The 23,459-nt window shown below is 71.2% G+C and carries 19 protein-coding genes; 6 read left to right on the top strand and 13 right to left on the bottom strand.

Features of this window, described 5'->3' with window-relative positions; genetic code table 11:
• Positions 1 to 9: 9 nt before the first annotated feature.
• The 7 genes from WFI16_RS09715 to WFI16_RS09685 form a co-directional block, all read right to left on the bottom strand.
• Positions 10 to 1,323 (bottom strand): hemolysin family protein, encoded by a 1,314-nt coding sequence (locus WFI16_RS09715; RefSeq protein WP_419897626.1) that lies wholly within the window; start codon positions 1,321 to 1,323, stop codon positions 10 to 12.
• A gap of 99 nt (positions 1,324 to 1,422) precedes the next feature.
• Positions 1,423 to 2,157, bottom strand: coding sequence for an aspartate/glutamate racemase family protein (locus WFI16_RS09710; RefSeq protein WP_419897625.1), 735 nt, complete (start codon positions 2,155 to 2,157; stop codon positions 1,423 to 1,425).
• Positions 2,158 to 2,173: 16 nt separating this feature from the next.
• On the bottom strand, positions 2,174 to 3,214 hold the full coding sequence (locus tag WFI16_RS09705) for an amino acid ABC transporter substrate-binding protein (protein WP_419897624.1): 1,041 nt from the start codon (positions 3,212 to 3,214) through the stop codon (positions 2,174 to 2,176).
• 82 nt (positions 3,215 to 3,296) lie between these two features.
• On the bottom strand, positions 3,297 to 4,559 hold the full coding sequence (locus WFI16_RS09700) for an NAD(P)/FAD-dependent oxidoreductase (protein ID WP_419897623.1): 1,263 nt from the start codon (positions 4,557 to 4,559) through the stop codon (positions 3,297 to 3,299).
• Positions 4,559 to 4,909 (bottom strand): RidA family protein, encoded by a 351-nt coding sequence (locus tag WFI16_RS09695; protein ID WP_419897622.1) that lies wholly within the window; start codon positions 4,907 to 4,909, stop codon positions 4,559 to 4,561. The genes WFI16_RS09700 and WFI16_RS09695 overlap by 1 nt, the downstream gene beginning before the upstream one ends.
• 64 nt (positions 4,910 to 4,973) lie before the next feature.
• Positions 4,974 to 5,885, bottom strand: coding sequence for an NAD(P)-dependent oxidoreductase (locus tag WFI16_RS09690; protein ID WP_419897621.1), 912 nt, complete (start codon positions 5,883 to 5,885; stop codon positions 4,974 to 4,976).
• Positions 5,886 to 5,899: 14 nt separating this feature from the next.
• Complete coding sequence (locus WFI16_RS09685; protein WP_419897620.1) at positions 5,900 to 6,631, bottom strand: GntR family transcriptional regulator; 732 nt, start codon at positions 6,629 to 6,631, stop codon at positions 5,900 to 5,902.
• Positions 6,632 to 6,764: 133 nt separating this feature from the next.
• Here WFI16_RS09685 and WFI16_RS09680 point away from each other — a divergent pair, with 133 nt between their 5' ends.
• Entirely contained in the window at positions 6,765 to 7,487 is a 723-nt protein-coding gene (locus WFI16_RS09680) for a cupin domain-containing protein (RefSeq protein WP_419897619.1), read from the top strand.
• A 38-nt stretch (positions 7,488 to 7,525) separates the two neighbouring features.
• Here the strand turns inward: WFI16_RS09680 and WFI16_RS09675 are convergent, their stop codons facing one another.
• Both WFI16_RS09675 and WFI16_RS09670 read right to left on the bottom strand, forming a co-directional pair.
• On the bottom strand, positions 7,526 to 9,787 hold the full coding sequence (locus tag WFI16_RS09675; RefSeq protein WP_419897618.1) for a calcium-binding protein: 2,262 nt from the start codon (positions 9,785 to 9,787) through the stop codon (positions 7,526 to 7,528).
• 153 nt (positions 9,788 to 9,940) lie between these two features.
• Positions 9,941 to 11,005: a Bug family tripartite tricarboxylate transporter substrate binding protein gene (locus WFI16_RS09670; RefSeq protein ID WP_419897617.1), complete on the bottom strand. Its 1,065-nt coding sequence runs from the start codon at positions 11,003 to 11,005 to the stop codon at positions 9,941 to 9,943.
• An 88-nt stretch (positions 11,006 to 11,093) separates the two neighbouring features.
• Here WFI16_RS09670 and WFI16_RS09665 point away from each other — a divergent pair, with 88 nt between their 5' ends.
• Positions 11,094 to 11,573: a thermonuclease family protein gene (locus WFI16_RS09665; RefSeq protein ID WP_419897616.1), complete on the top strand. Its 480-nt coding sequence runs from the start codon at positions 11,094 to 11,096 to the stop codon at positions 11,571 to 11,573.
• An 89-nt stretch (positions 11,574 to 11,662) separates the two neighbouring features.
• Positions 11,663 to 12,574 (top strand): heme-dependent oxidative N-demethylase family protein, encoded by a 912-nt coding sequence (locus WFI16_RS09660; protein WP_419897615.1) that lies wholly within the window; start codon positions 11,663 to 11,665, stop codon positions 12,572 to 12,574.
• A gap of 21 nt (positions 12,575 to 12,595) precedes the next feature.
• Here WFI16_RS09660 and lon read toward each other — a convergent pair whose 3' ends face one another.
• The 3 genes from lon to WFI16_RS09645 all read right to left on the bottom strand — a co-directional run bounded on the left by lon (position 12,596) and on the right by WFI16_RS09645 (position 16,749).
• On the bottom strand, positions 12,596 to 14,968 hold the full coding sequence (gene lon / locus WFI16_RS09655; protein ID WP_419897614.1) for an endopeptidase La: 2,373 nt from the start codon (positions 14,966 to 14,968) through the stop codon (positions 12,596 to 12,598).
• 1 nt (position 14,969) lies between these two features.
• Positions 14,970 to 15,359, bottom strand: coding sequence for an Hsp20/alpha crystallin family protein (locus WFI16_RS09650; protein WP_419897613.1), 390 nt, complete (start codon positions 15,357 to 15,359; stop codon positions 14,970 to 14,972).
• A 187-nt stretch (positions 15,360 to 15,546) separates the two neighbouring features.
• Positions 15,547 to 16,749 carry an MFS transporter gene (locus tag WFI16_RS09645; protein ID WP_419897612.1) on the bottom strand — a complete coding sequence of 401 codons (1,203 nt, stop codon included), beginning with the start codon at positions 16,747 to 16,749 and terminating at the stop codon, positions 15,547 to 15,549.
• A gap of 210 nt (positions 16,750 to 16,959) precedes the next feature.
• On the opposite strand from WFI16_RS09645, the gene WFI16_RS09640 reads away from it, so the two are divergent.
• The 3 genes from WFI16_RS09640 (at position 16,960) to WFI16_RS09630 (ending at position 21,240) form a co-directional block, all read left to right on the top strand.
• The gene (locus tag WFI16_RS09640) at positions 16,960 to 18,324 is read left to right on the top strand and encodes a GDSL-type esterase/lipase family protein (protein ID WP_419897611.1); all 1,365 of its coding nucleotides are present in this window, start codon (positions 16,960 to 16,962) and stop codon (positions 18,322 to 18,324) included.
• Positions 18,325 to 18,512: 188 nt separating this feature from the next.
• Positions 18,513 to 18,887: a hypothetical protein gene (locus tag WFI16_RS09635; protein ID WP_419897610.1), complete on the top strand. Its 375-nt coding sequence runs from the start codon at positions 18,513 to 18,515 to the stop codon at positions 18,885 to 18,887.
• Positions 18,888 to 19,056: 169 nt separating this feature from the next.
• Entirely contained in the window at positions 19,057 to 21,240 is a 2,184-nt protein-coding gene (locus WFI16_RS09630; protein ID WP_419897609.1) for a TonB-dependent siderophore receptor, read from the top strand.
• Positions 21,241 to 21,297: 57 nt separating this feature from the next.
• On the opposite strand, the gene WFI16_RS09625 is transcribed toward WFI16_RS09630, so the two are convergent.
• On the bottom strand, positions 21,298 to 23,421 hold the full coding sequence (locus WFI16_RS09625; protein WP_419897780.1) for a transglycosylase domain-containing protein: 2,124 nt from the start codon (positions 23,419 to 23,421) through the stop codon (positions 21,298 to 21,300).
• Between the last annotated feature and the right edge of the window lie 38 nt (positions 23,422 to 23,459).

Here is a 23,459-nt window from a genome sequence, read left to right as displayed (position 1 = left end):
CGCGGCCGGTCAGCGGCCGCGCGCCACCCGGTGCAGCTCGATCGCCGCCTTGGCCGGCTGCGCCAGGACCTTGTCGATGCGGTGCCCGTCCAGGTCGACCACCTCGAAGCGCCAGGCGTCCAGCTCGATATGCTCGCCGGTGCGCGGCAGCCGGCCAAAGGCCTGCAGCAGGTAGCCGGCCAGGGTCTGGTAGTCGCGCTCGGCCGGCAGGCGGATCGACAGGTGCTCGGCCATCTCGTCGGCCGCCAGCCAGCCGGCCAGCAGCCAGGAGCCGTCCTCGCGCTGCACGGCGGCGGGCTCGTCGGTGTCGGCATCGGCGCGGAAGGCGCCGGCGATGGTCTCCAGCAGGTCGGCCGGGGTCACCACACCCTCGAAATGGCCGTATTCGTCATGCACCAGCGCCATCGGCACCGCCGCCTCGCGCAGCACCGAGAGCGCGTCCAGCGCATCCGCCGTGTCGGGAATGACCGGCGCCGGCTGCACATGCTGGCGGACGTCGAGCGGCTTGCCGGACAGCACCTGGGCCAGCAGCTGGCGGGTCTGGACGACGCCCAGCATGGCATCCGTGCTGCCCTCGCCCACCGGCAGGCGGGAATGCTGGGTGGTCATCAGCAGCTCGCGGATGCGCTCCTCGCCGGCGGCGAGATCCAGCCAGTCGACCTCGGTGCGCGGGGTCATGACGCCGCGCACCGGGCGGTCGCCCAGGCGCATGACGCCGGCGATCAGGTGCCGCTCGGCCGCCTCGATGGTGCCCGAGCCCTCGGCCTCGGCGACCACCGAGCGGATTTCCTCGTCGGTCACCACCGCGGCCTGCTCCGGGCCGACGCCCAGCAGGCGGAAGACCAGCCCGACCGAGGCGTCCAGCAGCCAGGCGACCGGCGTGCCCACCCGGGCCAGCAGCCGCATGCCGGGGGCGACCAGGCAGGCCAGGGTCTCCGGGCTGCGCAGCGCGAAGCGCTTCGGCACCAGCTCGCCGATGACGATGGAGAGATAGGTGATGACGACGATCACCAGGCCGAAGCCCAGGGGGCCGGCCACGCCGGGCGAGACGCCCTGTTCCTGCAGCCAGGCGGTCAGCCGGCCGCCCAGCGCCTCGCCCGAGAAGGCGCCGGCCAGGATGCCGACCAGCGTGATGCCGATCTGCACGGTGGAGAGGAAGCGGCCCGGCTCCTCGAGGAGCGCCAGGGCCGCGCGGGCGCCGGGGCGGCCCTCATCGGCCAGGACCTGCAGGCGCCGCGGACGCGACGACACCACCGAAAGCTCCGACAAGGCAAAGATGCCATTGAGGAGGATCAGCGCCACAACGATGACGATTTCGAGCATGATTCGTCGAGCATAGCGCCAAAGCCGGGCACCACGCTAGGCAAGCATGAAAAGAAAGATCGGGGGAAAGTATTCCCCCGAATCCCCCTTCTATTTCTTTCAGAAAGCCCGCGGGCGCAGGCCGGCGTGGAAATAGGTGATCATCGAATAGATGTCATAGACAGGTATTCCAAGCTCACGCTGCAGGGCGGCGGCGTAGGGGGGCATGTTGGTGCATTCGAGCACGATCGCGCCAACCTCCGGATGCCGGGCGACCAGCCGGCGGCCGGCCTCGAGGATGTCCTGCTCGGCCAGGTCGACATCCATGTCGTCCTTCTCCGCCCTGATCAGCACGCGGAAGAACTCCTGGCCGCGCTCGGTGCCCTCGACCGGGATGTCCAGCGGGACACCGGCGGCCTCAAGATGGCGCGGGGTCAGGGTGGCGCCGCTCACCGTCAGCAGGCCGACCCGGCGGCCGGGCGGCAGCATCGACTGCACCCAGGGCACCTGCATCAGGCTGCTGGTCGCCACCGGCACGCCGACATGCGCCGCCAGCTCCTTCTGGAACAGCGAGAGAAAGCCGCAATTGGTGGTGATCGCCTCGGCGCCCTGGCTGACCAGGTCCTGCGCCGCGTCGAGGAAATCCTGCAGCAGCCCGTTGGCGCCGTTGAGGACGACCTTCTCCGGGCTGGCGCCGCGCACCACGCGATAGAGCACCGGGAAGGGCCAGGTGGTGCCATTGCCCATGTCGCCGGCGATGCGCGGGAAGCGCGCCTCCAGCATCAGGATGCCGAGCGGCGCGCCATAGATCGCCTTGCCGCCACGGGCCACGCCACGGCGCGGGGAGTTCTGCATCGGTCGCGGTCCCGTCTCAGCGGATCGGCGGGGCGTAGTGCAGCCCGCCCTGGGTGTAGAGCGCGTTGCGGCCGCGCGGCAGGCCCATCGGCGCCACGTTGCGGTCCCAGATCTCGGCATAATTGCCGACCTGGCGGATGATGTTGGCCGCCCAGGCGGCGTTCACCCCCATGTCCTTGCCGAAATCGCCGCTGCGGCCGAGCAGCCGTTGCACGTCCGGCTGCGGATCGTCCATCCGCTGCGCGAGGTTCTGGCGGGTGATGCCGAACTCCTCGGCCAGCGTCATGGCGTATTGCGTCCAGCGCACCAGGTCGAAGAAGCGGTCATCGCCCTTGCGCACCACGGGGCCGAGCGGCTCCTTGCTGATCAGCTCGGGCAGCACGACGAAATCATCGGCGCGGCTGCCCAGCCCGGCACGGAAGGCGGCCAGCGTCGAGGTGCCGACGGTGAAGGCATCGCAGCGCCCGGCGATCATGGCGTTGCGGATCTCCTCGACGCTCTCGATGACGACGGGGTTGAGCCGCATGCCATTGGCGCGGAAATGGTCGGCCAGGTTCTTCTCGGTGGTGGTGCCGGGCTGCACGCAGACGCTGGCGCCGTCGAGCTCGCGGATCGACTTCACGCCGAGCTTCTTCGACACCAGGAAGCCCTGGCCGTCATAGAACAGCACGCCGGTGAACATCAGCCCGAGCGCCGCCTCGCGCGGCTGCGTCCAGGTGGTGTTGGAGGAGAGGATGTCGATCTCCCCCGATTGCAGCGCCGTCAGGCGGTTGGCATAGGTGGTGGTGACGAAGCGCACCTTGGTGGCATCGCCCAGCGCCGCCGCCGCCAGGGCGCGGCAGAAATCGGTATAGAGGCCGGTATACTCGCCCTTCTGGTCGAGCATGGCGAAGCCCGGCAGATCGGCCGAGGTGCCGCAGACCAGCGCGCCGCGGGCGCGGATGGCATCCAGCGTCGCCGAGCCGGTGGACTGCGCCGCCGCCGGCGGGATGGCGGCGGCGAGCGCCAGCCCGGCGCCCCCGGCCAGCCAGGAGAGAAGACGTCGTGTCAGGGACATGCGGAGCCTTTGCGGGGAGTGAGCCTCGTGATCCGTGTCTGGTCGCCGCCGCTTTGTGCGGTCGGAAGTTCCACGCGCCGCTTCAGCGGAAGCGGCGCGGCGAGAAGGCGTCGATGGCGATCTCCGGCGCCAGGCCGGAGACCAGCTGGGCGACGATGCGGCCGGTGCGCGGACCGGCGACCAGCCCGACATGGCCATGGCCGAAGGCCAGCACGATATCGGGCGAGGCGCTGGACGGGCCGAGGCAGGGCATGCCGTCCGGCATGCTGGGCCGGTGGCCGAGCCAGGTGGTGAGGCGCTCGGCCGGATAGGGGTTGGGCAGGCCGGGGAAGCTCTTCTGCAGGTGGTCGCGGAGAATTTCGGCCCGCTGCCAGTTCGGCGCCGCCTCCAGCCCGGCGATCTCCACCTGGCCGGCGGCGCGCAGCCCGTCCTGCATCGGGTTGACCACCATCTTGGCGCTGGACAGGTTGATCGAGTGACGCGGCCCGCTGTTGGCGCCGTGGAACATGACGTGGTAGCCGCGCTCGGTCTCCAGCGGCACGAAGTCGCCGGCGCGCGCCGCCAGCGGCTTCGACCGCGCGCCGGCGCAGATCACCGCCGCGTCGCAATCGAGCGAGGTGCCATCGGCCAGCTCCACCGCCTGCAGCTGCTGCGCGTGGATGCGGAAGCCGCTGGCGGCGACGCGGCGGCGGGTGGCGCCCTGCCGCTCGGCCTGCGCGACCAGCGCCGCGACATAGCGGCCGGGATCGAGGCAGCGGCCGGCCTCCTCGATCAGCACGGCGAATTTGTAGGACGGGTCGAGATGCGGCTCCAGCGCGTGCAGCGCCTCCGCCTCCAGCTCGGTCCAGCTGATGCCGACCTGGCGGCGGATGCGCCAGCCCATGGCCTCGCGCTCGAAGGCGGCGCGCGACGGATAGGCGTGCATCAGCCCGCGCTGCTCGATCAGATGCGCGACACCGGCCTCGGCGGCCAGCGCCGCGTGCAGCTGCGGCGAATCCTTGAGCAGCGGCCGCAGCTTCTGCGCGATCGCCAGCACGCGCGGCTCGGTCCAGCCGGCCAGCAGGTAGCGGGTCAGCCAGGGCAGCACGCGGGGCAGATAGGACCAGCGGATCGCCAGCGGCCCGAGCGGATCGCGCAGGAAGCCGGGCACCTGCTTCCACAGGCCCGGGCTGCTCGGCGGGATCACCGACATGGAGGAGAGCCAGCCGGCATTGCCGAAGCTGGCCGCCTGGTCGCCGCCCGGCTCGCCGGGGTCGAGCAGGGTGACACGATGCCCGGCGCGCAGCAGCTCGAGCGCGCTGGCGGCGCCCTCGATGCCGGCGCCGATGACGGCGACGTGGCGCATCAGCGGGCCGCGACCGCCATGATCTCGACGCGGATGTCGGGCAGGGCGAGGGTTACCGCCCCGCAGCAGCGGGCCGGCGTGTGGCCCGGCACCACCCAGGCGTCATAGACGGCGTTCATCGCGGCAAAATCCGCCATGTCGGCCAGCCAGATGGTGATGTTCAGCAGCTTCGACTTGTCGCTGCCGCTTGCTGCCAGCATCTCGTCGATCTTGGCCAGCACCTGCTTGGTCTGGCCGGTGACGTCCTGGCTGCGGTCATCCGCGGTATGGCCGGCGAGATAGATGGTGTTGCCGTGGATGACCGCGCGGGAGCGACGGGCGTTCTGGTCGAGCCTGCTGATATCGGTCATCTGTGGCTTTTCTTTCCGACAAAAATAGAAGGGGGCGTGGGGGGATACCTCCCCCCACCCTTTCTTACTTGCCTTCGATCCTGCGGCAATGCTGCAGCGCGGCCTCGAACAGATTGTCGGAGGCTTCCGGCGTGCGGAAGGCGGAGTGCGCCGAGAGGGTGACGTTCTCCACCTGGGTCAGCGGATGGCCGGCCGGCATCGGCTCGATGTCGAAGACGTCGAGCCCGGCATGGGCCAGCTTGCCGGAGGCCAGCGCCGCGATCATCGCCGCCTCATCGACCACGGCGCCGCGGGCGGTGTTGATCAGGATGGCCCCGTCCTTGACCTTGGCGAGCTTGTCGGCGCCGAGGAAGCCGCGCGTTTCGTCGTTCAGCAGCAGGTGGACGGAGAGCACGTCGCTGGTCGCCAGCACCGTGTCGAGATCGGTGAAGGTGACGCCCTCGGCCGTCTTCGGCGAGCGGTTCCAGGCCTGCACCGTCATGCCGGCACCGCGGCAGAGGCGCGCCATCTCGGCGGCGATGCCACCATAGCCGATCAGGCCCACGGTCTTGCCGGTCAGCTGCACGCCATCGGTGCGCAGCCACTGGCCGGCGCGCATCCCGCGATCCATGCGGGCGAAGCCCTTGGCGGCGGCCCACATCAGCGCGAAGGCACATTCGGCGACGGCGGTGTCGCCATAGCCCTTGATGATATGCACCTCGATGCCGAGAGTCGCCAGCTCCTCGGGGTTCATGTAGCTGCGGGCGCCGGTGCCGAGGAAGACGACATGCTTGAGGCCCTTGCAGGCCTTGGCAATGTCGGTCGGCAGGTGGGTGTGGTCGACGATGGCGATCTCGGCATCGCCGAGCAGCGCCGGCAGCTGCTCCGAGGTGATGTCGGGCTGGACATTGACCTGCAGCGGCATGTCCTCCGCGCGGTGCAGGCGCTGGGCGACGGCGCCCAGGGTGGCATTGGCATCGACGAAGACAGCGCGCATTCTTCTCGTCCTTCTCAGGCGACGTCACCCAAGGCTTGGGCAGCCAGGGCATTGTCGGTGTAGATCTCGGCGAAGCCGGCGCGGATCATCTCGCTGATCTCCTCCAGCCGGCGGGTGATGTGGCGGGTCATCAGCCGCGCCGCCGCCTCGGCGTCGCGGGCGCGCAGGTGGCGGACGATCTGCAGATGCTCCTGCTGGGTCGTCGGGCGGCGGCCCTTGCGCATGTCGATCCAGCGGATGAAGCGCACCCGCTCGTTCAGCGACCGCAGCGAGCGCAGCATCTCCTCATTGTCGGAAAGCTGCGCCAGCCGCTCGTGGAACTGCTCGTCCAGGGCGAGCAGGCGCAGCGCCTGGATGTCGTCATCCGGCTCGTCGCGGCTGCGCTCGGCGAAGGCTTCCAGGGCGGCGAGTTCCGCCTCCGTCGCGCGCTCGGCCGCCAGGCGCAGCGCGCCGACCTCGAGCATCGCGCGGTATTCGTAGAGGGTCAGCACCCGCTTCGGATCGAGCGGCCGCACGCTGTAGCCGCGATTGGCGGTGGCGATCAGGAAGCCCTCGGCGGCGAGGCGGTTCAGCGCCTCGCGCAGCGGCGTGCGGCTGACGCCCAGCGCCCGGGCCAGCTCGACCTCATTGACCCGCTCGCCCGGCCGCAGCCGGTAGGTGACGGCCATGGCTTTGACCTGCTCGTGCACACGGTCGGCGGAGCGGCCGGCGGGTGGCGCGGGAAGGGGCGGGGCCTCGGTCGTCATGCTGGGCGCAAAACTGAATACACTTCTGAATACCTGTCAAGCGGCGCCAACCGGGCGCGGCTGCCCTATCGCCGCCCGGTGAATTCGGGGAAGCTGCCGCCGACGACCGCGCCTTGCCAAGGGGATCCCGCCTGTGAGCGCCAGCCTGACCACCTCGCTTCTCGATTTCCGCCGGCCGGCGGCGCAGGGCCTGCCGCTCGCCGCGCTGGACTGGCTGCCGGCGGCGCCGCTGGCGGACGGGCGGATGCTGCGCGACCAGCCGGAGCACGGCTACGCGGTGGCCGAGGCGACGCTCGACGCCTTCGACGGCCGGCTTCCGGCGCTCGACCGGCATGTCTTCCTGCTGGTGCAGGCCGGGGCGGTGACGCTGGACGGCGCGACCATCGCGCCCGGCGAGACCGTGCTGCTGCCGCGTGGTCTTGCCGGCCAGTGGCGGAATGACGCGGCCACCCGGCTGCTGGTCATCACCTATCGCGGCGAGGCGCCGGCGGCCGGCGCGGCACTCTCCCCGGTGCGGCCCGACCTGGCGGCGCCGCTCGAGCCCTGCGGCGGTCCTTCCGCCGCGCTGCTGACCACGCCGGCGCCGCACTGCGTCAAGCGCATGAGCTTCGAGGACAGCACCGGGCAGTTCGAGCTCGGCGTCTGGGCCGCCACCCCCTATGCCCGCCAGCCGAGCGCCTTCGGCCATGACGAGCTGATGGTGCTGCTGGAAGGCGCGGTGACCATCACCGATCCGGAGGGCGTGGCCACCACCTTCCAGGCGGGCGAGAGCTTCCTGATCCTGCGCGGCATGCCCTGCGCCTGGGAGAACACGGTGGCGGTGAAGAAGGTTTTTCTCTGTTTTTCTGAGGCTTGATGTAGGGGGCGGCGAGGACACTCCCCGCCGCCGTCCGATCAGAGAATGAAATCGCTGACGCCAATGGCATCTCGGGCGGTGTCCAGCACAAAGAAGTTCCGGCTGCCCATGTCGACGAGCACGTCGTCGACCTCGCCGTCGCCATCCGCGTCGATGCTGTCGATGAAGAGCGCGGCGAAGCTCCGCACCAAGCCGCTGATGTCGAAGCGGTCGATGCCATCCTCGAAATCGACGACGATGTCGGTGCCGGGATCGCGGCTCATGCGGAAGATGTCGGCGCCGCTGCCGCCGGAGAGGCGATCATTGCCGGCGCCGCCGATCAGCAGGTCGTCGCCGTCGCCGCCGAGCAGGCGGTCATCGCCGGCGCCCCCCACAATGACGTCGTTGCCGCCACGGCCGTTGAGCGCGTCGCTGCCGGCGCCGCCTTCGATCCTGTTGGCGCCGTCGTCACCACGGAGGCTGTCGTTGAAGGCCGAGCCGATGAGGTTCTCGATCTCAACGAAGCGGTCTCCCGCGGCATCGCCCAGATTGTTGCGGCTGCCGTTCAGCAGGTCGGCACGCACCTTGGAAGTGGCACCGGCATAGGAGACAGTGTCGATGCCGTCGCCGCCATGCAGATAGTCGCCGCCGGCACCCCCTATCAGGACATCGTCGCCGCCACGCCCGCGCAGCGAATCGTCGCCGGCGCCGCCCTCCAGCCGATTGGCGCCGGAATCACCCCGCAGGCTGTCGTTGAAGGCCGAGCCGATGATGTTCTCGATGTAATTGAGGTTGTCGGCATGGGCGTCGCCGCCGCTGTTCTGCCGGTCATTCTCCAGGTCGACGCGCACCTGGGCCGAGGAGGCGGCGTAGGAGACGGTGTCGATCCCGGCGCCACCATCCAGCACGTCGCGGCCGGCGCCACCGATCAGGAAGTCATCGCCGTCACCGCCGAACAGGATGTCGTCACCGAGGCCGCCCTCGATCCGGTCGTTACCGGCGCCGCCATGCAGGCGGTTGGCGAGCGCATCGCCGATCAGGGTGTCAGCGGCGCTGGTGCCTATGACATTCTCGATCGAGACGATGGTGCCGTAGCTGCTGCCGCCCGCCGTGATGGACGCAAGCCCCAGATTGACCGTGGCCGCCGCCGTGAGGCGGCTCAGGTCGAGGGTGTCGACCCCATCGCCGCCATCATAGGTGCCGCGTGCTCCAAGGCTCAGGAGATCGTCGCCGTCGCCGCCGAAAAGCTGGTCGTTCCAGCCCCTCGACAGCAGGATGTCGTCGCCGCCGCGGCCCATCAGGATGTTGGTGCCGCCGCCGCCATCCAGCCGGTTGGCAGCCCCGTCGCCATAGAGTCGGTCGTTGCCGGAGCCGCCCGTCAGGTTCTCGATGGCGATGAAGACGTCACCTCTCGCTTCCCCTGTGTTCAGGGAGGGATCGGCCAGGTCGACCCGGAGGGCGGCGGAGGCGTTGCGATAGGAGGCGGTGTCGCTGCCTTCGCCGCCATCCAGCCGATCCTCGCCGCTGCCGCCGTCCAGGACGTCGTCGCCGAGGCCGCCCGACAGGAAATCCCGGTTGGCGCCGCCCAGCAGCGTGTCATCGCCGGAACCGCCGGTCAGGTGGTCGGAGCCGACCAGATAGACCGTGCCGGATTCTGTCGAGTAGTAGGTGGCATCGACGGTGATGTCGCCCGTCGAGCCGGTCAGGTCGATATTGGCGCCGTCCACCCGGACCGAGATGCTGCCGGAGAGGAAGTTGACACCGTGCAGCAGGCCTGTATCGGCCACGATGATCTGGCCCGAAACGGTCTTGAACTGGTTGAGAAAGGCGGTCGGCACCTCGGCGATCCAGCTAGCGACGAGGTTCTCGACCGAGGTCAGGCTCTGGGCGGAGAACTGGACCGGGCTGGTGTCGTCACCGAACCATTGGATGAGCTCGATGGTGTCGTTGCCGCTGCCGCCATCGATGGTTAGCGACCCCCTGGCGACGGTCGGGGTAATGATGATGCGGTCGCTGCCACTGTCGCCGAAGACCGCGAAGGCTGCTTTGCCTGAGATTTCGATGCTGTCGTTGCCGCTGCCGCCATGGATCTCGTTGATGGTTCCCGGGTAGGGCGCCGCGACATAGGCCAGGATGCGGTCATTGCCGCTGCCGGCATCGATGAAGAGGTGGTTCGACCAGACATTAATTGAGTCATCGCCAGCATAGGTGCGGACCCGGTCGAAGCCGAAAACATCCCAGCCCGCGAAATTGGGCAGCACGGTGTCGGCCTGATCCGTGCCTTCGACAATATCGTCCTCTTCGGTCAGCTGGTACTGCACGGCGTTCTCCCGAAGTCGTGACATGGGGCGCGCAGCCCAATGTATTCGGCGGCGCGGCGGGGAGGACGAACTTAGATCGAAACGATAGCGCTGACGAGGGACCCGTTACGTCAGACTTTCCAAAACTTGTATAAAGCGTTCACGGGAGGGCGATCACTCCCCGCCCCGGATCCCCGCCGCCTGCACCACCGCCCGCCACTTCGCCAGCTCGCGGGTCACGCGGGCGGTCAGCGCCGCGGGCGACAGCACCCGCACCATGGCGCCGAGGCTTTCCGCGCGGTCGTGGAATTCCGGCTCCATCACCGCCTCGGCGACCGCTGCCTGCAGACGCGCCAGGATCGGCGGCGGCGTCGCGGCGGGGGCGAAGATGGCGAACCAGGCCAGCAGCACGAAGCCCGGCAGGCCGCATTCGATCAGCGTGGGCACCGTGGGCAGCGAGGGGTGGCGCTCCTCCGAGGTGATAGCCAGCGCCCGCAGCGCGCCATCGGCGACATAGGGCATCAGCGGCGGCGGGGTCGTCATGAACAGCGCCACCTTGCCGTTCAGCAGGTCCTGCGTCGCCTGGCCGGTGCCGCGATAGGGGACATGGCGCAGATCCGTCCCGGTGCGCAGCTTCCACAGCTCCATGCCGAGATGCTGGATCGAGCCGGGCCCGGAGGAGGCGAAGCCCAGCGTGCCGGGGTGCTGGCGGGCGTACTCGGCCAGTTCCGCCGCGTCGCGCACCGGGACCGAGGGATGGGCGAACAGCACCTGCGGGCTGTCGAGCAGCAGGCCGACCGGGACGAAGTCGCGCAGAGGGTCGTAGCCGATCCCCGGCAGCATGGCCGGGATGGCGACGTGATAGCCGGAATACTGCACCAGCAACGTGCGGCCGTCGGGCGGCGCGGCGGCGACGGAGACCGTGCCGGCGGCGCCATTGGCGCCGGCGCGGTTCTCCACCGCGACCGGCTGGCCCAGCCGGCGGGCGAGCAGCGGCGCCAGCAGCCGGGCCGCAAAATCCGTGGTGCCGGCGCGGGCGGTCGGCACCACCAGGGTGATGCCCCGCAGGCCGCTCCGGGCCGGGAATGCCGTCCCCTGCTGACCCGGCAAGTCGGGCAGGATCCGCGGCAGGCCCAGCGCCGGCGCCGCGCCGCCTGCCGCCAGCAGGCCGCCGGCACCGGCCAGCAGCCGCCGCCGCCCCATCCCGTCGTGGCTCCCCGCCGACTGACCATGCCGCACGCCGATCCTCCCTCTCCCGCGCCCGAGGCGCAGCTAGAACCGGTTCGGTCTTACACACGGTTAAGGGGCCACCGTCTAAGCTGGCGCGATGCCGCCGCTCTCCCGCCGCATGGCCCTCTTCCTGCTGCTGGCCCCTCAGGCAGCGGCCGCGCCGCACGAGACGGCCGGCCGCGTCATCTATATCCATGACGGCAACAGCCTGACCCTGCTGCTGCACGACCAGCGGCGGCTGCGGCTGCGGCTGGCCGATATCGAGGCGCCCGCGCTCGACCAGCCGTTCGGCGAGCATGCGCGCCAGGCGCTGACCGCGCTGGCCTGGCAGCAGGACGCCATCGTGCTGGTGACCGGGGTGGACGCGGCGGCGCAGCCGGTCGGCAAGCTGTTCATCGGCGGGCGCGAGGCCGGGCAGGTGATGTTGCGGCTGGGCGCCGCCCGGGTGTCGCGGCGGCAGGCCGGCGATCCGGTGCTGCTGGCGATCGAGGCCGAGGCGCGGCGCGCCGGGCGCGGCCTCTGGTCGGTGCCCGAGGGCGCCGGGGCGACCGCGGCACAGGCCCCGCCCCGCGACTGACCCCTTGCCCCGCCGTGCCAGGGATCGGCAGGATCCTCCCGCCTTCCCTGCACGAGCCACCCTGCATGCCCCCGGATCTGCCATCCGCCTTGTCGCGCCCCCCACTGCCGCCGCCGCTTCTGCACCTGCCCTATGAGACCGGCGCCTTCCGCATGGCGCTTGGCCTGCAGTCGGTGCCGGAGGTCGAATGGCTGGAGATCGACGCCACCTATCCGGCGCAGCTGGCCGAGCGGCGGCGGCTGATCGCCACCCGCCGCGCCGAGGTGATCGGCGCGCTGCCCGGCACCGAGGCGGCGCAGCAGGAGCTTCTGGCGATGCTGGCCGCGCATCTGCCGCGACGCTACCCCGGCTGGTTCGACAGCGCTGGCGGCGTGCTGGAGAACCGCCTGGACGGCACGCGGCAGGCGCTGGCGACGCCGGATCCGCTGGCCGCCCTCGGCGGCCTGGTGCAGGAGGATTTCTGCCTGCTGCGGCAGGAAGCCGGGGAGATCCACCTGGTCGGCGCGGCGCTCTGCTTCCCGAGCCGCTGGCGCCTGGCGGAAAAGCTCGGCCGGCCGCTGGGCCTGGTGCACCAGCCGGTGCCCTTCTATGGCGAGCAGCTGCAGCGGCCGGTGGACCGCTTCATTGGCCTGCTGAAGCCGGGACGTCTGGCGGTGCGGCTGAACTGGTCGGTGATCGACGACGCCGCCCTGTTCCAGCCCAGCGGCCATGACCGCGCCGAGCCGGCCGGCACGGTCACCGCCGGCAATGCCGGCAGCAGCCTGGTGCTGCGGGTGGAGCGCCAGAGCTTCCGCCGCCTGCCGGAGAGCGGGCTGGTGGTCTTCGGCATCCGCATCCATGTCACGCCGCTGGCCCAGGTGACGGCGCTGCCCGGCGAGGCCGCCCGGCTGCGCGAGGCCGTCCTGGCCCTGCCACCGGCGATGGCGCGCTACAAGAGCCTGCTGCCGTTCCGCCCGGCGCTGCTGGATTATCTCGACACGGAGGTGGCGCGCGGCGGCTGACCCGCCGCCGCGCGCCGGCGATCAGGCCGGGACCGCCTCGCGCGGCAGGGTTTCGGGAGGCAGGGTTTCGGCCAGGGCATCGTCCACCGTTTCCAGCCAGACGAAGCGCAGCTTCGCCTTGACGCTGGCCGGGATGTCGTCCCAGTCGCGGCGGTTGCGCGCCGGCAGCATCACGGTCGTGATGCCGGCCCGCGCCGCCGCGGTGACCTTCTCGCGGATGCCGCCCACCGGCAGCACCAGCCCGCGCAGGCTGACCTCGCCGGTCATCGCCACCGCCGGCGCCACCGCCCGGCCGAGCAGCAGCGACGACAGCGACAGGAACATCGCGACGCCGGCCGAGGGCCCGTCCTTCGGCGTGGCGCCGGCGGGGACATGGACGTGGATGTCGCTGCGCTCGAAGACCGCCGGATCGAGGCCCAGCCGTTCCGCGCGCCCCTTCACCAGGGTCAGCGCCGCCTGGGCGCTTTCCTTCATCACGTCGCCCAGCTGCCCGGTCAGGATCAGCCGCCCGCTGCCGGGCACCCGCGTGCTCTCGACGAACAGGATGCTGCCGCCGACCGGGGTCCAGGCCAGGCCGGTCACCACGCCGGGCAGCGCGCTGCGCCCGGCCACCTCGGGGTCGAAGCGGCTCGGCCCCAGGATGGAGGACAGCGCCTCGGGCGGCAGCGGAATCGGCGTCGCCTCGCCTTCGGCGACGCGCATCGCGGCGCTGCGCAGCACCGCGCCGATCTCCCGCTCCAGCCCGCGCACGCCGGCCTCCCGCGTATAGTCCTCGACGATGCGGGTCAGCGTGTCGTCCGGCAGGCTGGCCTGCTCGACCGACAGCCCGTTCTGCTTCAGCTGGCGCGGCACCAGGTAGCGCCGGGCGATGGCCTGCTTCTCCTCGGCGGTGTAGCCGGACAGCTCGACGATCTCCATGCGGTCGCGCAGCGGCCCCGGGATGGTGTCCAGCTGGTTGGCCGTCGCGATGAACAGCACCCGGCTGAGGTCGAAGGGCACCCCCAGATAGGCGTCGCGGAAGGTCGAATTCTGCTCGGGGTCGAGCACCTCCAGCATCGCCGAGGCCGGGTCGCCCTGGAAACCGCCGCCGCCGAGCTTGTCGATCTCGTCCAGCAGCATCACCCCGTCGCGCGCCCCGGCGCGGCGGATGCCCTGGATGATATTGCCCGGCAGCGCGCCGACATAGGTGCGCCGGTGGCCGCGGATCTCCGCCTCGTCATGCACGCCGCCCAGCGCCACCCGCACGAAGGGCCGGTCCAGCGCATGCGCGATCGACTGGCCGAGCGAGGTCTTGCCGACGCCCGGCGGGCCGACGAAGCAGAGGATCGGGCTGCGCCCCTCGGGGTTCAGCTTGCGGACCGCCAGGAACTCCAGGATGCGGCGCTTGATCTTCTCCAGGCCATGATGCTCCTCCTCGAGCACGGCACGCGCCTTGGCGATGTCGATCGCCGGCGCCTCGCCGAGCTTCCAGGGCAGCTCCGCCAGGGTCTCCAGGTAGCTGCGCACCATGCCGGCCTCGCCGCTGCCCTCGGGCATGCGCTCCAGCCGGCGCAGCTCGCGCATCGCCTGGCGCTCGACCTCCTCCGGCATGCCGGCGGCCGTGAGCTTCTCGCGCAGCGCGGCCACTTCCGGCCCCTGCTCGTCGCCCTCGCCGAGCTCCTTCTGGATGGTCTTCAGCTGCTCGCGCAGCATGAATTCGCGCTGGCGGCCCTCCATGGTCTCGCGCGTCTGCCGGCCGATATCGGCCGACAGCCGCAGCACCTCCAGGCGATAGGCCAGGTGCCACAGCACGCGGTCCAGCCGCGCCGGCAGCGCCAGCGTCTCCAGGATCTCCTGCTTCTGCGGCAGCGTCACGTCGATCAGCGCGGCGACCGTGTCGGCCAGCGGGCCCGGCTCCTCCAGCCCCTGCAGCGAGGCGATCAGCTCGGGCGGCGCCTGGCCGATCAGCCGCAGCGCCTCCAGCGCCTGCTCGCGCAGCCGGTGCATCCGCGCGGCGAGCTCGGTATTGCCCGGCCCGGCCGGGTCGGCGAGGCGCTCCACCCGCACGCTGCCCGCCTCCGGCTCGGCCAGCAGCCGGACGCGGCCGAGGCCCTGCAGGATCGCGGTATGCGTCTTGCCGTCCGGCGAGGTGACATAGCGCAGCAGCCGCGCCTCGGTGCCGATCGGGTGCAGGTCGTCCAGCGCCTGGCCGCTGCGGCCCTCGCGCGGCAGCACCACCGCCAGGCTGCGGCCCTGCCGCGCCGCTTCCTGCAGCGCGGCGGCGCTGCCGGCCTGGTCGGCCGAGACCGGCACCACCATGCCGGGGAACAGCACCAGCTCCGGCAGCGCCGCCAGCAGCAGGGTATCGGCCGGGGGAGAGGAAGAAGTCGGGGAAGAGGAATTCAGCGTGTCCATGTCAGGCCACCTTCCGCAGCACGATGGTCAGGCAGCCATCGGCCAGCTCGCGCCGCGACAATTCGAATGTTCCGGGAGGCAGGGTGACGCGCCGCTCGAAGCGGCCCTGCGGCAGCTCCATCCGGTGCACCCGGGCGTGGCGCAGCGCGGGCGGCAGGCGGCGCAGACCCTGGATGGCGATCTCGCCGCCGCCGACGACCAGCTCGACATCGCCGGCGGTGACACCGGGCAGGGCGACGACGATCACCAGGGCGCCCTCGGTCTCCAGCAGGTCGACCGGCGGCTCCCAGCCGGCCGCGGCAGGCTGGAAGAAGCCGCGGCGCAGCTGCTCGGCTCGGCTCATCAGGGCAAGGGCATCGGCCCACATCAGATGGGCAGTCGGTCTCGACATCGGCTCGGCCTCATACGTCAGGCGAGCAGATGGGACGGGGCAGAGGACACGCCAAGCATCGGGCTGGAGCATGGCGGCAACGCGAAACCGCGATCTTGAAAGTCCAGGCCAGGAAGACGACGTGAAGAAGTAAGCAAGGCTGGAGGGAGAAGGAATTCTCCCTCCAGACCTCCCTCATCTTCTTCTGTCAGTCGGCGCCCTGCTCCAGCGCGGGACGCTGCTTGGCGCGCGGCTCGGTCGCCAAGGCCGTCACCACCGTGGCGGCGATGAACAGGACGCCGAGCAGGAACACCCATTCCGGCCGGCCATGGTCCAGCAGCCAGCCGAAGACCAGCGGGCCGACCGCGCCGCCGATGTTGAAGCCGGTTGAGACGATGCCGAAGGTCCGCCCCACCGCGTCCGGCGGCGAGGCGGCACGCACCAGCATGTCGCGCGAGGGCGTGATCAGGCCGGAGAGGAAGCCGGCCAGGCCGAAGACCGGCACCAGCAGCAGCGGCGGCATCGGCACCAGCGCCACCAGCAGCACCAGCAGCCCGGCCGCGCCCAGCGACAGCGCCGCCACCGCGCCATGATGCCGCGTGCGGTCGGCGACGATGCCGCCCGCCAGCACGCCGAAGGCGCTCAGCAGCAGATAGGCGGTGAGCGCGACATTCGCCGGCTCCAGCGCCACGCCATAGCCGGCGTTCAGCGCCGCCACCGAGAAGTTCTGCATCGCGCCATTGGTCAGGCTGAGCAGCATGAACAGGAAGGTCAGGGCGAGGATCGGCCCGGACAGCGCGGCGCTGCGCACCGCCCCCGGCTTCGCCACGGCCCGCCGCGGCGCGGACGCGGCCGCCGCCGCCGGATCGGCGCGCAGCAGCGGCAGGGCGGCGATGAAGCCGGTGGCGCCGGCGACGATCAGCGCCGTCTGCAGCCCGAAGCCGGCCGCCAGCCCAAGCACCAGGGGCGGCGCGATCGCGCCGCCGAAGAAGCCCGCGAAGGTGTGGATCGAGAAGGCGCGGCCCATGCGCTCCTCGCTGATGCCCTTCGACAGCAGGGCGTAATCGGCCGGGTGGTAGACGCTGTTCGCCCCCCCCGCCAGCGCCGCCGCCACCAGCAGCCAGGTGTAGCTGCCGACCAGCCCGACCGAGACGAAGGCGCAGGAGCCGAGGCAAAGCCCGGCCACCAGAAGCCGGCGCGGCCCGACGCGGTCGACCAGGAAGCCCACCGGTGTCTGGGTCACCGCCGAGACCACGTTGAAGATGGTCAGCGCCAGGCCGAGCTCGACGAAGCCCACGCCCATGCTGTCGCGCAGCAGCGGGAAGAGCGGCGGCAGGATCAGGATATGCAGGTGGCTGACCAGATGCGCACCGGAGATTTTCGCCAGCAGCAGGCGCTCATGCCGATCCATTCCTGGCTTTCCTCACATTTGCCGCCAGCCTAGGCGCCGGCCCGCCGCCCGACCAGAGCGCCCGGGGGCATCGCAGCCATGATCGCGCGGCGCCCTGCCGAGACCAGCGGCCCTAGGCTGCGGCGCGGAAGCGTGGAACTGTGGCACCGCCGGACGCAGAGCCGGGTGCAGAGAGGACATGCCGCCATGAAGCGCAGGGATCTTTCCCGAATGATGCTGCTCGCCTCGACCGCCGCGGCGGGGGGCACCCCGGCCGGCCGCGCCCTGGCCCAGAGCCCCGCCGCGACCCCGGTCGCCGCCAGCGCCGCCCTGCCGGCGGGGCAGGGCTGGGCCACCGCCTGGACCGGCTCGGTGCAGGGCCCCTATCCGGTGGGCAATCCCTCGGCCCAGCCGAACCAGTCCTTCGCCTTTCCCGATGCCGCCGAGGGCGCCCGCGACCAGAGCTTCCGCCTGGTGCTGCGCCCCGACCTCTGGGGCCGCAGCGCGCGCCTGCGCTTCTCGAACGCCTTCGGCAGCCGGCCGCTGCGCCTGGGCAGCGTGCATGCCGGGCTGCAGCTCGGCGGCGCCGCCCTGGTGCCGGGCAGCAACCGGCCGGTGCGCTTCGGCGGCCAGGCGGGCGTCACCATCGCCCCCGGTGGGCAGGTCTGGTCCGACCCGGTCGAGCTGCCCTTCGCCGCGGATCCCGACAGCCCGATGCTGGCCGGCCGCAAGCTCGCCGTCTCCTTCGCCGTCGAGGGCAGCAGCGGCCCGATGACCTGGCACGCCAAGGCGCTGCAGACCTCCTATGTCAGCCCGCCGGGCAGTGGCGCGGTGGGCGGCCAGGACGGGGAGGAGGCCTTCCCCTTCTCCACCGCCTCCTGGTTCTTCCTCGACGCGGTGGACATGACGGCGCCCGCCGGCACGCCGGTCATCGTCTGCTTTGGCGATTCCATCACCGACGGCACCGCCTCGACCATGAATGGCGACGACCGCTGGCCGGATGTGCTGTCGCGCCGGCTGCATGCCCGGCTCGGCAACCGCGTCGCCGTGGTCAATGCCGGCATCGGCGGCAACCAGGTGGTGGGGCCGGCCAGCTATTCGGTCGACAAGCCCTTCCCCGGCGGCCCGTCGGCGCTGGACCGGCTGGAGCGGGACGTCATCAGCCTCTCGGGCGTCAAGACGCTGGTCTGGTTGGAAGGCACCAACGACTTCAGCCGCAACGGCAATGCGACGCTGGAAGCGGTGCAGGAGGGCATGCGCCAGGGCGTCCGCCGGCTGCGCGAGGCGGTGCCCGGCATCCGCCTGGTGGCGGCGACCGTCACCCCGGCGCTGGGCAGCAGCAGCCCGGCGCATGGCCATGCCGAGCAGGACGAGAAGCGGCGCGGCCTGAACGCCTTCCTGGCTTCCTCCGGCCTGTTCGACGCGGTGGTGGATTTCGACGCGGTGACCCGCGACCCGGCGACCGGCGGGCTGCGGCCGGAGATGGTGCCGGATTCCACCACCGGCGCCGCCGGCGACAAGCTGCATCCGAACCGTGCCGGCTACCTGGCCATGGGCAGCAGCATCGCGCTCGCCGACCTGCTGCCGGGGCGCTGAGCCTCGCCCTGGAAATCCCTGTCCCGCGACCGCTGCGGGGCAGGGAGGCGACGTTCCGAAGAAAGAATAGAAAATTCAGCCGGAGTGACTACGAAGTAAAAACGAGAAAACCGGGCAAACTCACGAACCCGTGACGGATTTTATCAGTTTTATTACATATCCTCTTCCGAAAGGGAGAGAACGACATCATGAACGTCATCCGCTTCGCCCATCGTTATTCCGATGTCGCCGGATGGGTCTGGCCGGACGAGTCCGACCGCGGCTTCGCCATCAGCGTCACCCCGCCCACCCATCCCGGGGCGGCGCTGGTGATCGAGACCGGCAGCGGCTCGGCCTTCCTGGCCACCTATCTGGGCCGCACCAACCAGGGCGAACCGGTCTTCCGCAGCGATAACGGGATCAAGCTGCTCTATTCCGACGCCCGCTACGAGGAGGACGCGCCTTTCCCGGCCTTTGCCCCGACCGCCCTGGAGCGCAGCGGCGCGAAGCCGGAGGGCCGGCCGCCAGCCTCCCCAGGCCGGAAGGGCCGTGGCGTGCCGGCAGCCTTCCCGGAATTCGCCTGACGCGCGACGCGGGCTGAGGCCATTCCGCCACAGCCCGTGACATTCTCGCACGCGATCCCGAAACAGCCGTTGCTTCTGATAGTCATTCTTAGTTATGCGGCGGCATGCCTTCACGAGGCCCGCCGGACATCCCTTGCTGGCCGGCCCCGGCCTGCCAGGAGAACCAGGGATGCTGTCGACCTTCACCAGCCAGCGCGGCCGGCGCCTGCTCGGGCTGCTGGCTGCCACGGCGCTGTCGCCGGTCGCGGCCTTTGCCCAGGGGTTCGCCCAGGGAACGGCCCCGGCCCAGATGCTGCTGCCGGAGGTCGACGTCTCCACCCAGGCCGAGCGCGCGCTCGACCCGGTGCGTGGCTTCGTTGCCCGCCAGGAGATCACCGGCAGCAAGACCGACACGCCGCTGATCGAGAACCCGCAATCCATCTCGGTGGTGCCGCGCGACCAGATCGACGCCCGCCAGGCGCAGACGCTGGGCGAGGCGCTGCGCTACACCGCCGGCGTCCGCGGCGAGAACTATGGCACCGACGCGCGCACCGACTGGTTCCAGATCCGCGGCTTCAACGCCCAGGACAACGGCATCTTTCTGAACGGCCTGCGCTACAACACCGGCTATGCCGGCACCGTCTTCGAGACCTACGGGCTCGAGCGCTACGAGATCCTGCGCGGCCCGACCTCGGTGCTCTATGGCCAGATCGCGCCGGGCGGCCTGGTCAACATGGTGCAGCGCCGGCCGAGCGACGTGCCCGCCGGCGAGGTCCGCCTGACCACCGGCAGCCATGGAAGGCTGCAGGCCCAGGGCACCGCGACCGGCGCGCTGACGGCGGACGGCAAGTGGCTCTACGGCATCACCGGGCTGGTGCGCGACAGCGACACGGCGGTGGACCATGTCCAGGACAACCGCATCTTCCTGGCGCCCTCGCTGACCTTCCGGCCGACCGACAACACCCAGCTGACGGTGCTGACCTTCTACCAGCGCGACCGCACCTCGGGGAACCAGTTCCTGCCCTATGAGGGCACGGTCAAGCCGACGATCTTCGGCCGCATCGCCCGCGACCGCTTCACCGGCGAGCCGGATTTCGACCGCTTCAACCGCACCCAGGTCGGCGCCGGCTACGAGTTCTCGCACCGCTTCGACAATGTCTGGTCGGTGCAGCAGAACCTGCGCTACTCGCGCGCCAGCATCAACTGGGACCAGGTCTATGGCGGCGGGCTGCAGGCCGACCAGCGCACGCTGAGCCGCTACAACTACCGCGCCAATGTCGACACCAACGCCATCCAGGTGGACAACCAGGTCAAGGCGGAGTTCACCACCGGCGCGCTGCGCCACACCCTGCTGGCCGGCTTCGACTACAGCCAGATCAACTACCGCAATGCGCAGCAGTTCTCGGCTGGCAGCGCCCTCGACGTGTTCCGCCCGGTCTATGGCGCGCCGATCGCTGCCCTGCCGGCGCCCTATGACAATGTCCGCCAGGTGAACAGCCAGTACGGCCTCTACCTGCAGGACCAGATGCGGCTCGACAAGCTGGTGCTGCTGGCCGGCATCCGCCAGGACTGGGCCTATTCGGACATCGAGGACCGCGATGCGGCCGGCGCCCGCCGCTATCAGAATGACGACGCCTTCACCTGGCGGCTCGGTGCGCTCTACCTGTTCGACAACGGTATCGCGCCCTACGCCTCCTATGCCCGCTCCTTCCAGCCGCAGATCGGCACCGACGGCGCCGGCAATGCCTGGAAGCCGCTGGAGGGCGAGCAGTACGAGCTGGGCATCAAGCTGCAGCCGACCGGGATGCGCAGCTTCGTCCAGCTGGCCGCCTTCCAGCTGACCCAGGCCAACACGCTGACCGCCGATCCGAGCTTCGCCTTCCAGCAGGTGGCGGTCGGCGAGATCCGGGTGCGCGGCGTCGAAGTCGATGGCGTCGCCGAGCTCGGCAACGGCATCACCGTGACCGGGCAGGTCTCGATGCTCGATCCGGAGATCACCAAGAGCAACACCGTGGGCGAGGTGGGCAACCGCCCGGCCGGCGTCTCCAAGCTGAATGCCGGGCTCTATGCCGAATACACCTTCGTCCAGGCGCGTGGCGCGCTGGCGGGCCTGACCATCGGCGCCGGCCTTCGCTACCTGGGCAACACGGCGACCGACAACGTCAACGGCCAGGTCGTGCCCTCGACCACGCTGTTCGATGCCGGGCTGCGCTACGACCTGCGGCACTTCGCCGAGAGCATGAAGGGCTTCGAGTTCTCGCTGACCGGCAGCAACCTGGCCGATACCCGCTATGTCGGCCGCTGCTCGGGCGTGAATGGCTGCTTCTACGGCAACCGGCTGAACGTGCTGGCGAGCCTGGCCTACCGCTGGTAATTCCCTGTCCCGTCCTTGTCGCGACGAGGCCCGGCGGAGCGATCCGCCGGGCCTTTCTCATTCGACGCTGATGCTGATGCTGCGGCCGGCCTCGGCGAAGGGCAGGCGCAGCTCGATGCGGTGGCGTCCGGGGCGCAGCGGCCACCAGACCGTCTCGCCGGGGGCGGCGGTGGCGAAGGGCTCGCCATCGACCAGCCAGAGCAGCTGCGGCGTCCCCGGCGGCGCGCTGGCCCGCAGCCGCAGCCGGGCGAGGGCGGGCGGCGTCTCCGGATTGCGCCAGATCCGGCTGTTGTTCTCGGGCGACAGAATGGCGAGGCCGGGCGGCACCGCGACGGCCGGCGCGCTGGCGCGGATCACCGGCGGCGTCGCCCCCGGCGCCAGCCATTCGACCAGCACCTGGCGGCACTGGCCTTCATCCGGCGCCCCGCTCTCGGCGCAGAGCGAAGCCGGCGCGCTGCCCTGCGGGGCCGGCAGATGGCCGGCGAGGAGCGCATCCGGCGTCGCCGCGTGCAGCGCCAGCATCGCCGCCTGCACCAGCGGCCCGGCGCCATTCGCCCCGCCCAGCCCCTGCATCGGCCCGGCATCGGCGCGGCCGACCCAGCCGCCGACCAGCCAGTCGGCCGACCAGGCCAGCATCCAGCCGTCGCGATAGCCCTGCGAGGTCCCCGTCTTCAACGCCACCGGGAAGGGGAATTCCGTGTGGCCGTAACGGGGGAAGCTCGGCAGCCGGGCCTGGGGGTCGGAGAGAAACAGCCCGATCTGCCGCGCCGCGTCGGCGGCCAGGATGCGGCGCGGCCGCGGCCGCGGCTGGCCGTCATACCAAATGATGCCGCTCATCACCCCGTCATCCGCCAGCGCGGCATAGGCGCCCATCAGCCGGTCCAGCCGCGTCGGCAACCCGCCGATCGCCAGCGCCAGCCCGTAATACGCCCCGGTGTTTCTTTCTGGCGTCAGGCCCAGGGTATGAAAATGGTCGAGCGTGGTCTCCAGCCCGACCCGGCGCAGCAGGGTCACCGCCGGCACGTTGCGCGAATTGGCCAGCGCCTGGCGCGGCAGCAGGGGTCCCAGGAACTGCCCGTCGGCATTGCCGATGCCCGAGGCACCGTCCGGCACATCGGCCATGATCTCGGTCGGGGTCAGCTGGCCACGCTGCAGCGCCAGCCCGAAGAGGAAGGGCTTCAGCGTGCTGCCCGGCGAGCGCAGCGCCGCCGTGTAGTCGAAACCGCCCCCCGGCGTGCCGGGCCCGGCCGAGGTGATCGCCACCCGCACCCGGTTGTCGCGCCGGCTGACCGCCATCAGCGCGACCTGCTCGGCGCCGGCCTCGGCCAGCGGCGGCCAGTGGCGGGCTACCAGCCGCCGCAGCCGCGCCTGCAGGCCGAGATCGAGGCTGGCGCGCAGCCGCGGCTCGGCGGGGTCGAGGCCCTCGGCGCCCTCCTCGGCGAGCATGTGTTGCAGCCGCAGCACCAGGCCGAGATCCTCCGGCCGGCGCGGGGCGGGGGGCAGGCGCAGCGCGGCCAGCTGGGCGCGGGCGGTCGACAGTTCCTCGGCCGGGATGGCGTCTTCCGCGGCCAGCCGGTCCAGCGCCAGCAGCCCGCGCGCCCGGGCCCGGCGCAGCCCGGCCTCGCGCCAGGGATTGTGCAGCGTCGGCGCCTGCGGGATGGCCGAGAGCAGGGAAATCTCGGCCCAGCCGAGGTCGCCGGCCGGCTTGTCGAAATACAGCCGCGCCGCATGACCGATGCCGTGGCTGCCATTGCCGTAGGGCACCAGCCGCAGATACTGCGCCAGCACGGCGTCGCGCCCGTGCCGCGCGGTCAGCAGCAGCGCCGCCCCGGCCTCGATGCTTTTCGGCCATAGCCCGCGCGGCGCCGGGCGCTGCAGCCGCACCACCTGCATGGCGATGGTGGACGCCCCCGAGCGCGGCCGGCCGGTCAGGTTGCCCCAGGCCGCGCGCAGCACCGCCAGCGGATCGACGCCGGGATGGTCGCGGAAGCGGCGGTCCTCCAGCGCCAGGGTGGCGCGGACGAGCCGCTCCGGCGGTGGCAGCGCCCAGTAGCCGTATTCGACGCGCTCGCCGGCCTGGTGGCCGAACTGGGCCAGGAAGGCGCCGTGCCGGTCGGCCAGCCAGGGGGTGGGGTCGGGGGCGGACAGATCCGAACGCCCGAGGCAGGCGGCGATCCACACCGCCCCCAACGCACCCAGCCCGACGCCGCCCAGGCAGC

Source organism: Roseomonas sp. USHLN139 (genome assembly GCF_037145735.1).
GTDB lineage: Bacteria > Pseudomonadota > Alphaproteobacteria > Acetobacterales > Acetobacteraceae > Pseudoroseomonas.
The sequence above is the reverse complement of the archived record's forward strand: the minus strand, read 5'-3'. Positions and strand labels throughout refer to the sequence as shown.

What these genes read in the sequence shown, in the direction of transcription:
- WFI16_RS09710 (WP_419897625.1), bottom strand. Translation starts at nt 2,157, where the DNA reads ATGCAGAACTCCCCGCGCCGTGGCGTGGCCCGTGGCGGCAAGGCGATC.
- WFI16_RS09715 (WP_419897626.1), bottom strand. Translation starts at nt 1,323, where the DNA reads ATGCTCGAAATCGTCATCGTTGTGGCGCTGATCCTCCTCAATGGCATC.
- WFI16_RS09665 (WP_419897616.1), top strand. Translation starts at nt 11,094, where the DNA reads ATGCCGCCGCTCTCCCGCCGCATGGCCCTCTTCCTGCTGCTGGCCCCT.
- lon (WP_419897614.1), bottom strand. Translation starts at nt 14,968, where the DNA reads ATGGACACGCTGAATTCCTCTTCCCCGACTTCTTCCTCTCCCCCGGCC.
- WFI16_RS09685 (WP_419897620.1), bottom strand. Translation starts at nt 6,631, where the DNA reads ATGACGACCGAGGCCCCGCCCCTTCCCGCGCCACCCGCCGGCCGCTCC.
- WFI16_RS09645 (WP_419897612.1), bottom strand. Translation starts at nt 16,749, where the DNA reads ATGGATCGGCATGAGCGCCTGCTGCTGGCGAAAATCTCCGGTGCGCAT.
- WFI16_RS09700 (WP_419897623.1), bottom strand. Translation starts at nt 4,559, where the DNA reads ATGCGCCACGTCGCCGTCATCGGCGCCGGCATCGAGGGCGCCGCCAGC.
- WFI16_RS09635 (WP_419897610.1), top strand. Translation starts at nt 18,513, where the DNA reads ATGAACGTCATCCGCTTCGCCCATCGTTATTCCGATGTCGCCGGATGG.
- WFI16_RS09705 (WP_419897624.1), bottom strand. Translation starts at nt 3,214, where the DNA reads ATGTCCCTGACACGACGTCTTCTCTCCTGGCTGGCCGGGGGCGCCGGG.
- WFI16_RS09695 (WP_419897622.1), bottom strand. Translation starts at nt 4,909, where the DNA reads ATGACCGATATCAGCAGGCTCGACCAGAACGCCCGTCGCTCCCGCGCG.
- WFI16_RS09630 (WP_419897609.1), top strand. Translation starts at nt 19,057, where the DNA reads ATGCTGTCGACCTTCACCAGCCAGCGCGGCCGGCGCCTGCTCGGGCTG.
- WFI16_RS09690 (WP_419897621.1), bottom strand. Translation starts at nt 5,885, where the DNA reads ATGCGCGCTGTCTTCGTCGATGCCAATGCCACCCTGGGCGCCGTCGCC.
- WFI16_RS09640 (WP_419897611.1), top strand. Translation starts at nt 16,960, where the DNA reads ATGATGCTGCTCGCCTCGACCGCCGCGGCGGGGGGCACCCCGGCCGGC.
- WFI16_RS09650 (WP_419897613.1), bottom strand. Translation starts at nt 15,359, where the DNA reads ATGTCGAGACCGACTGCCCATCTGATGTGGGCCGATGCCCTTGCCCTG.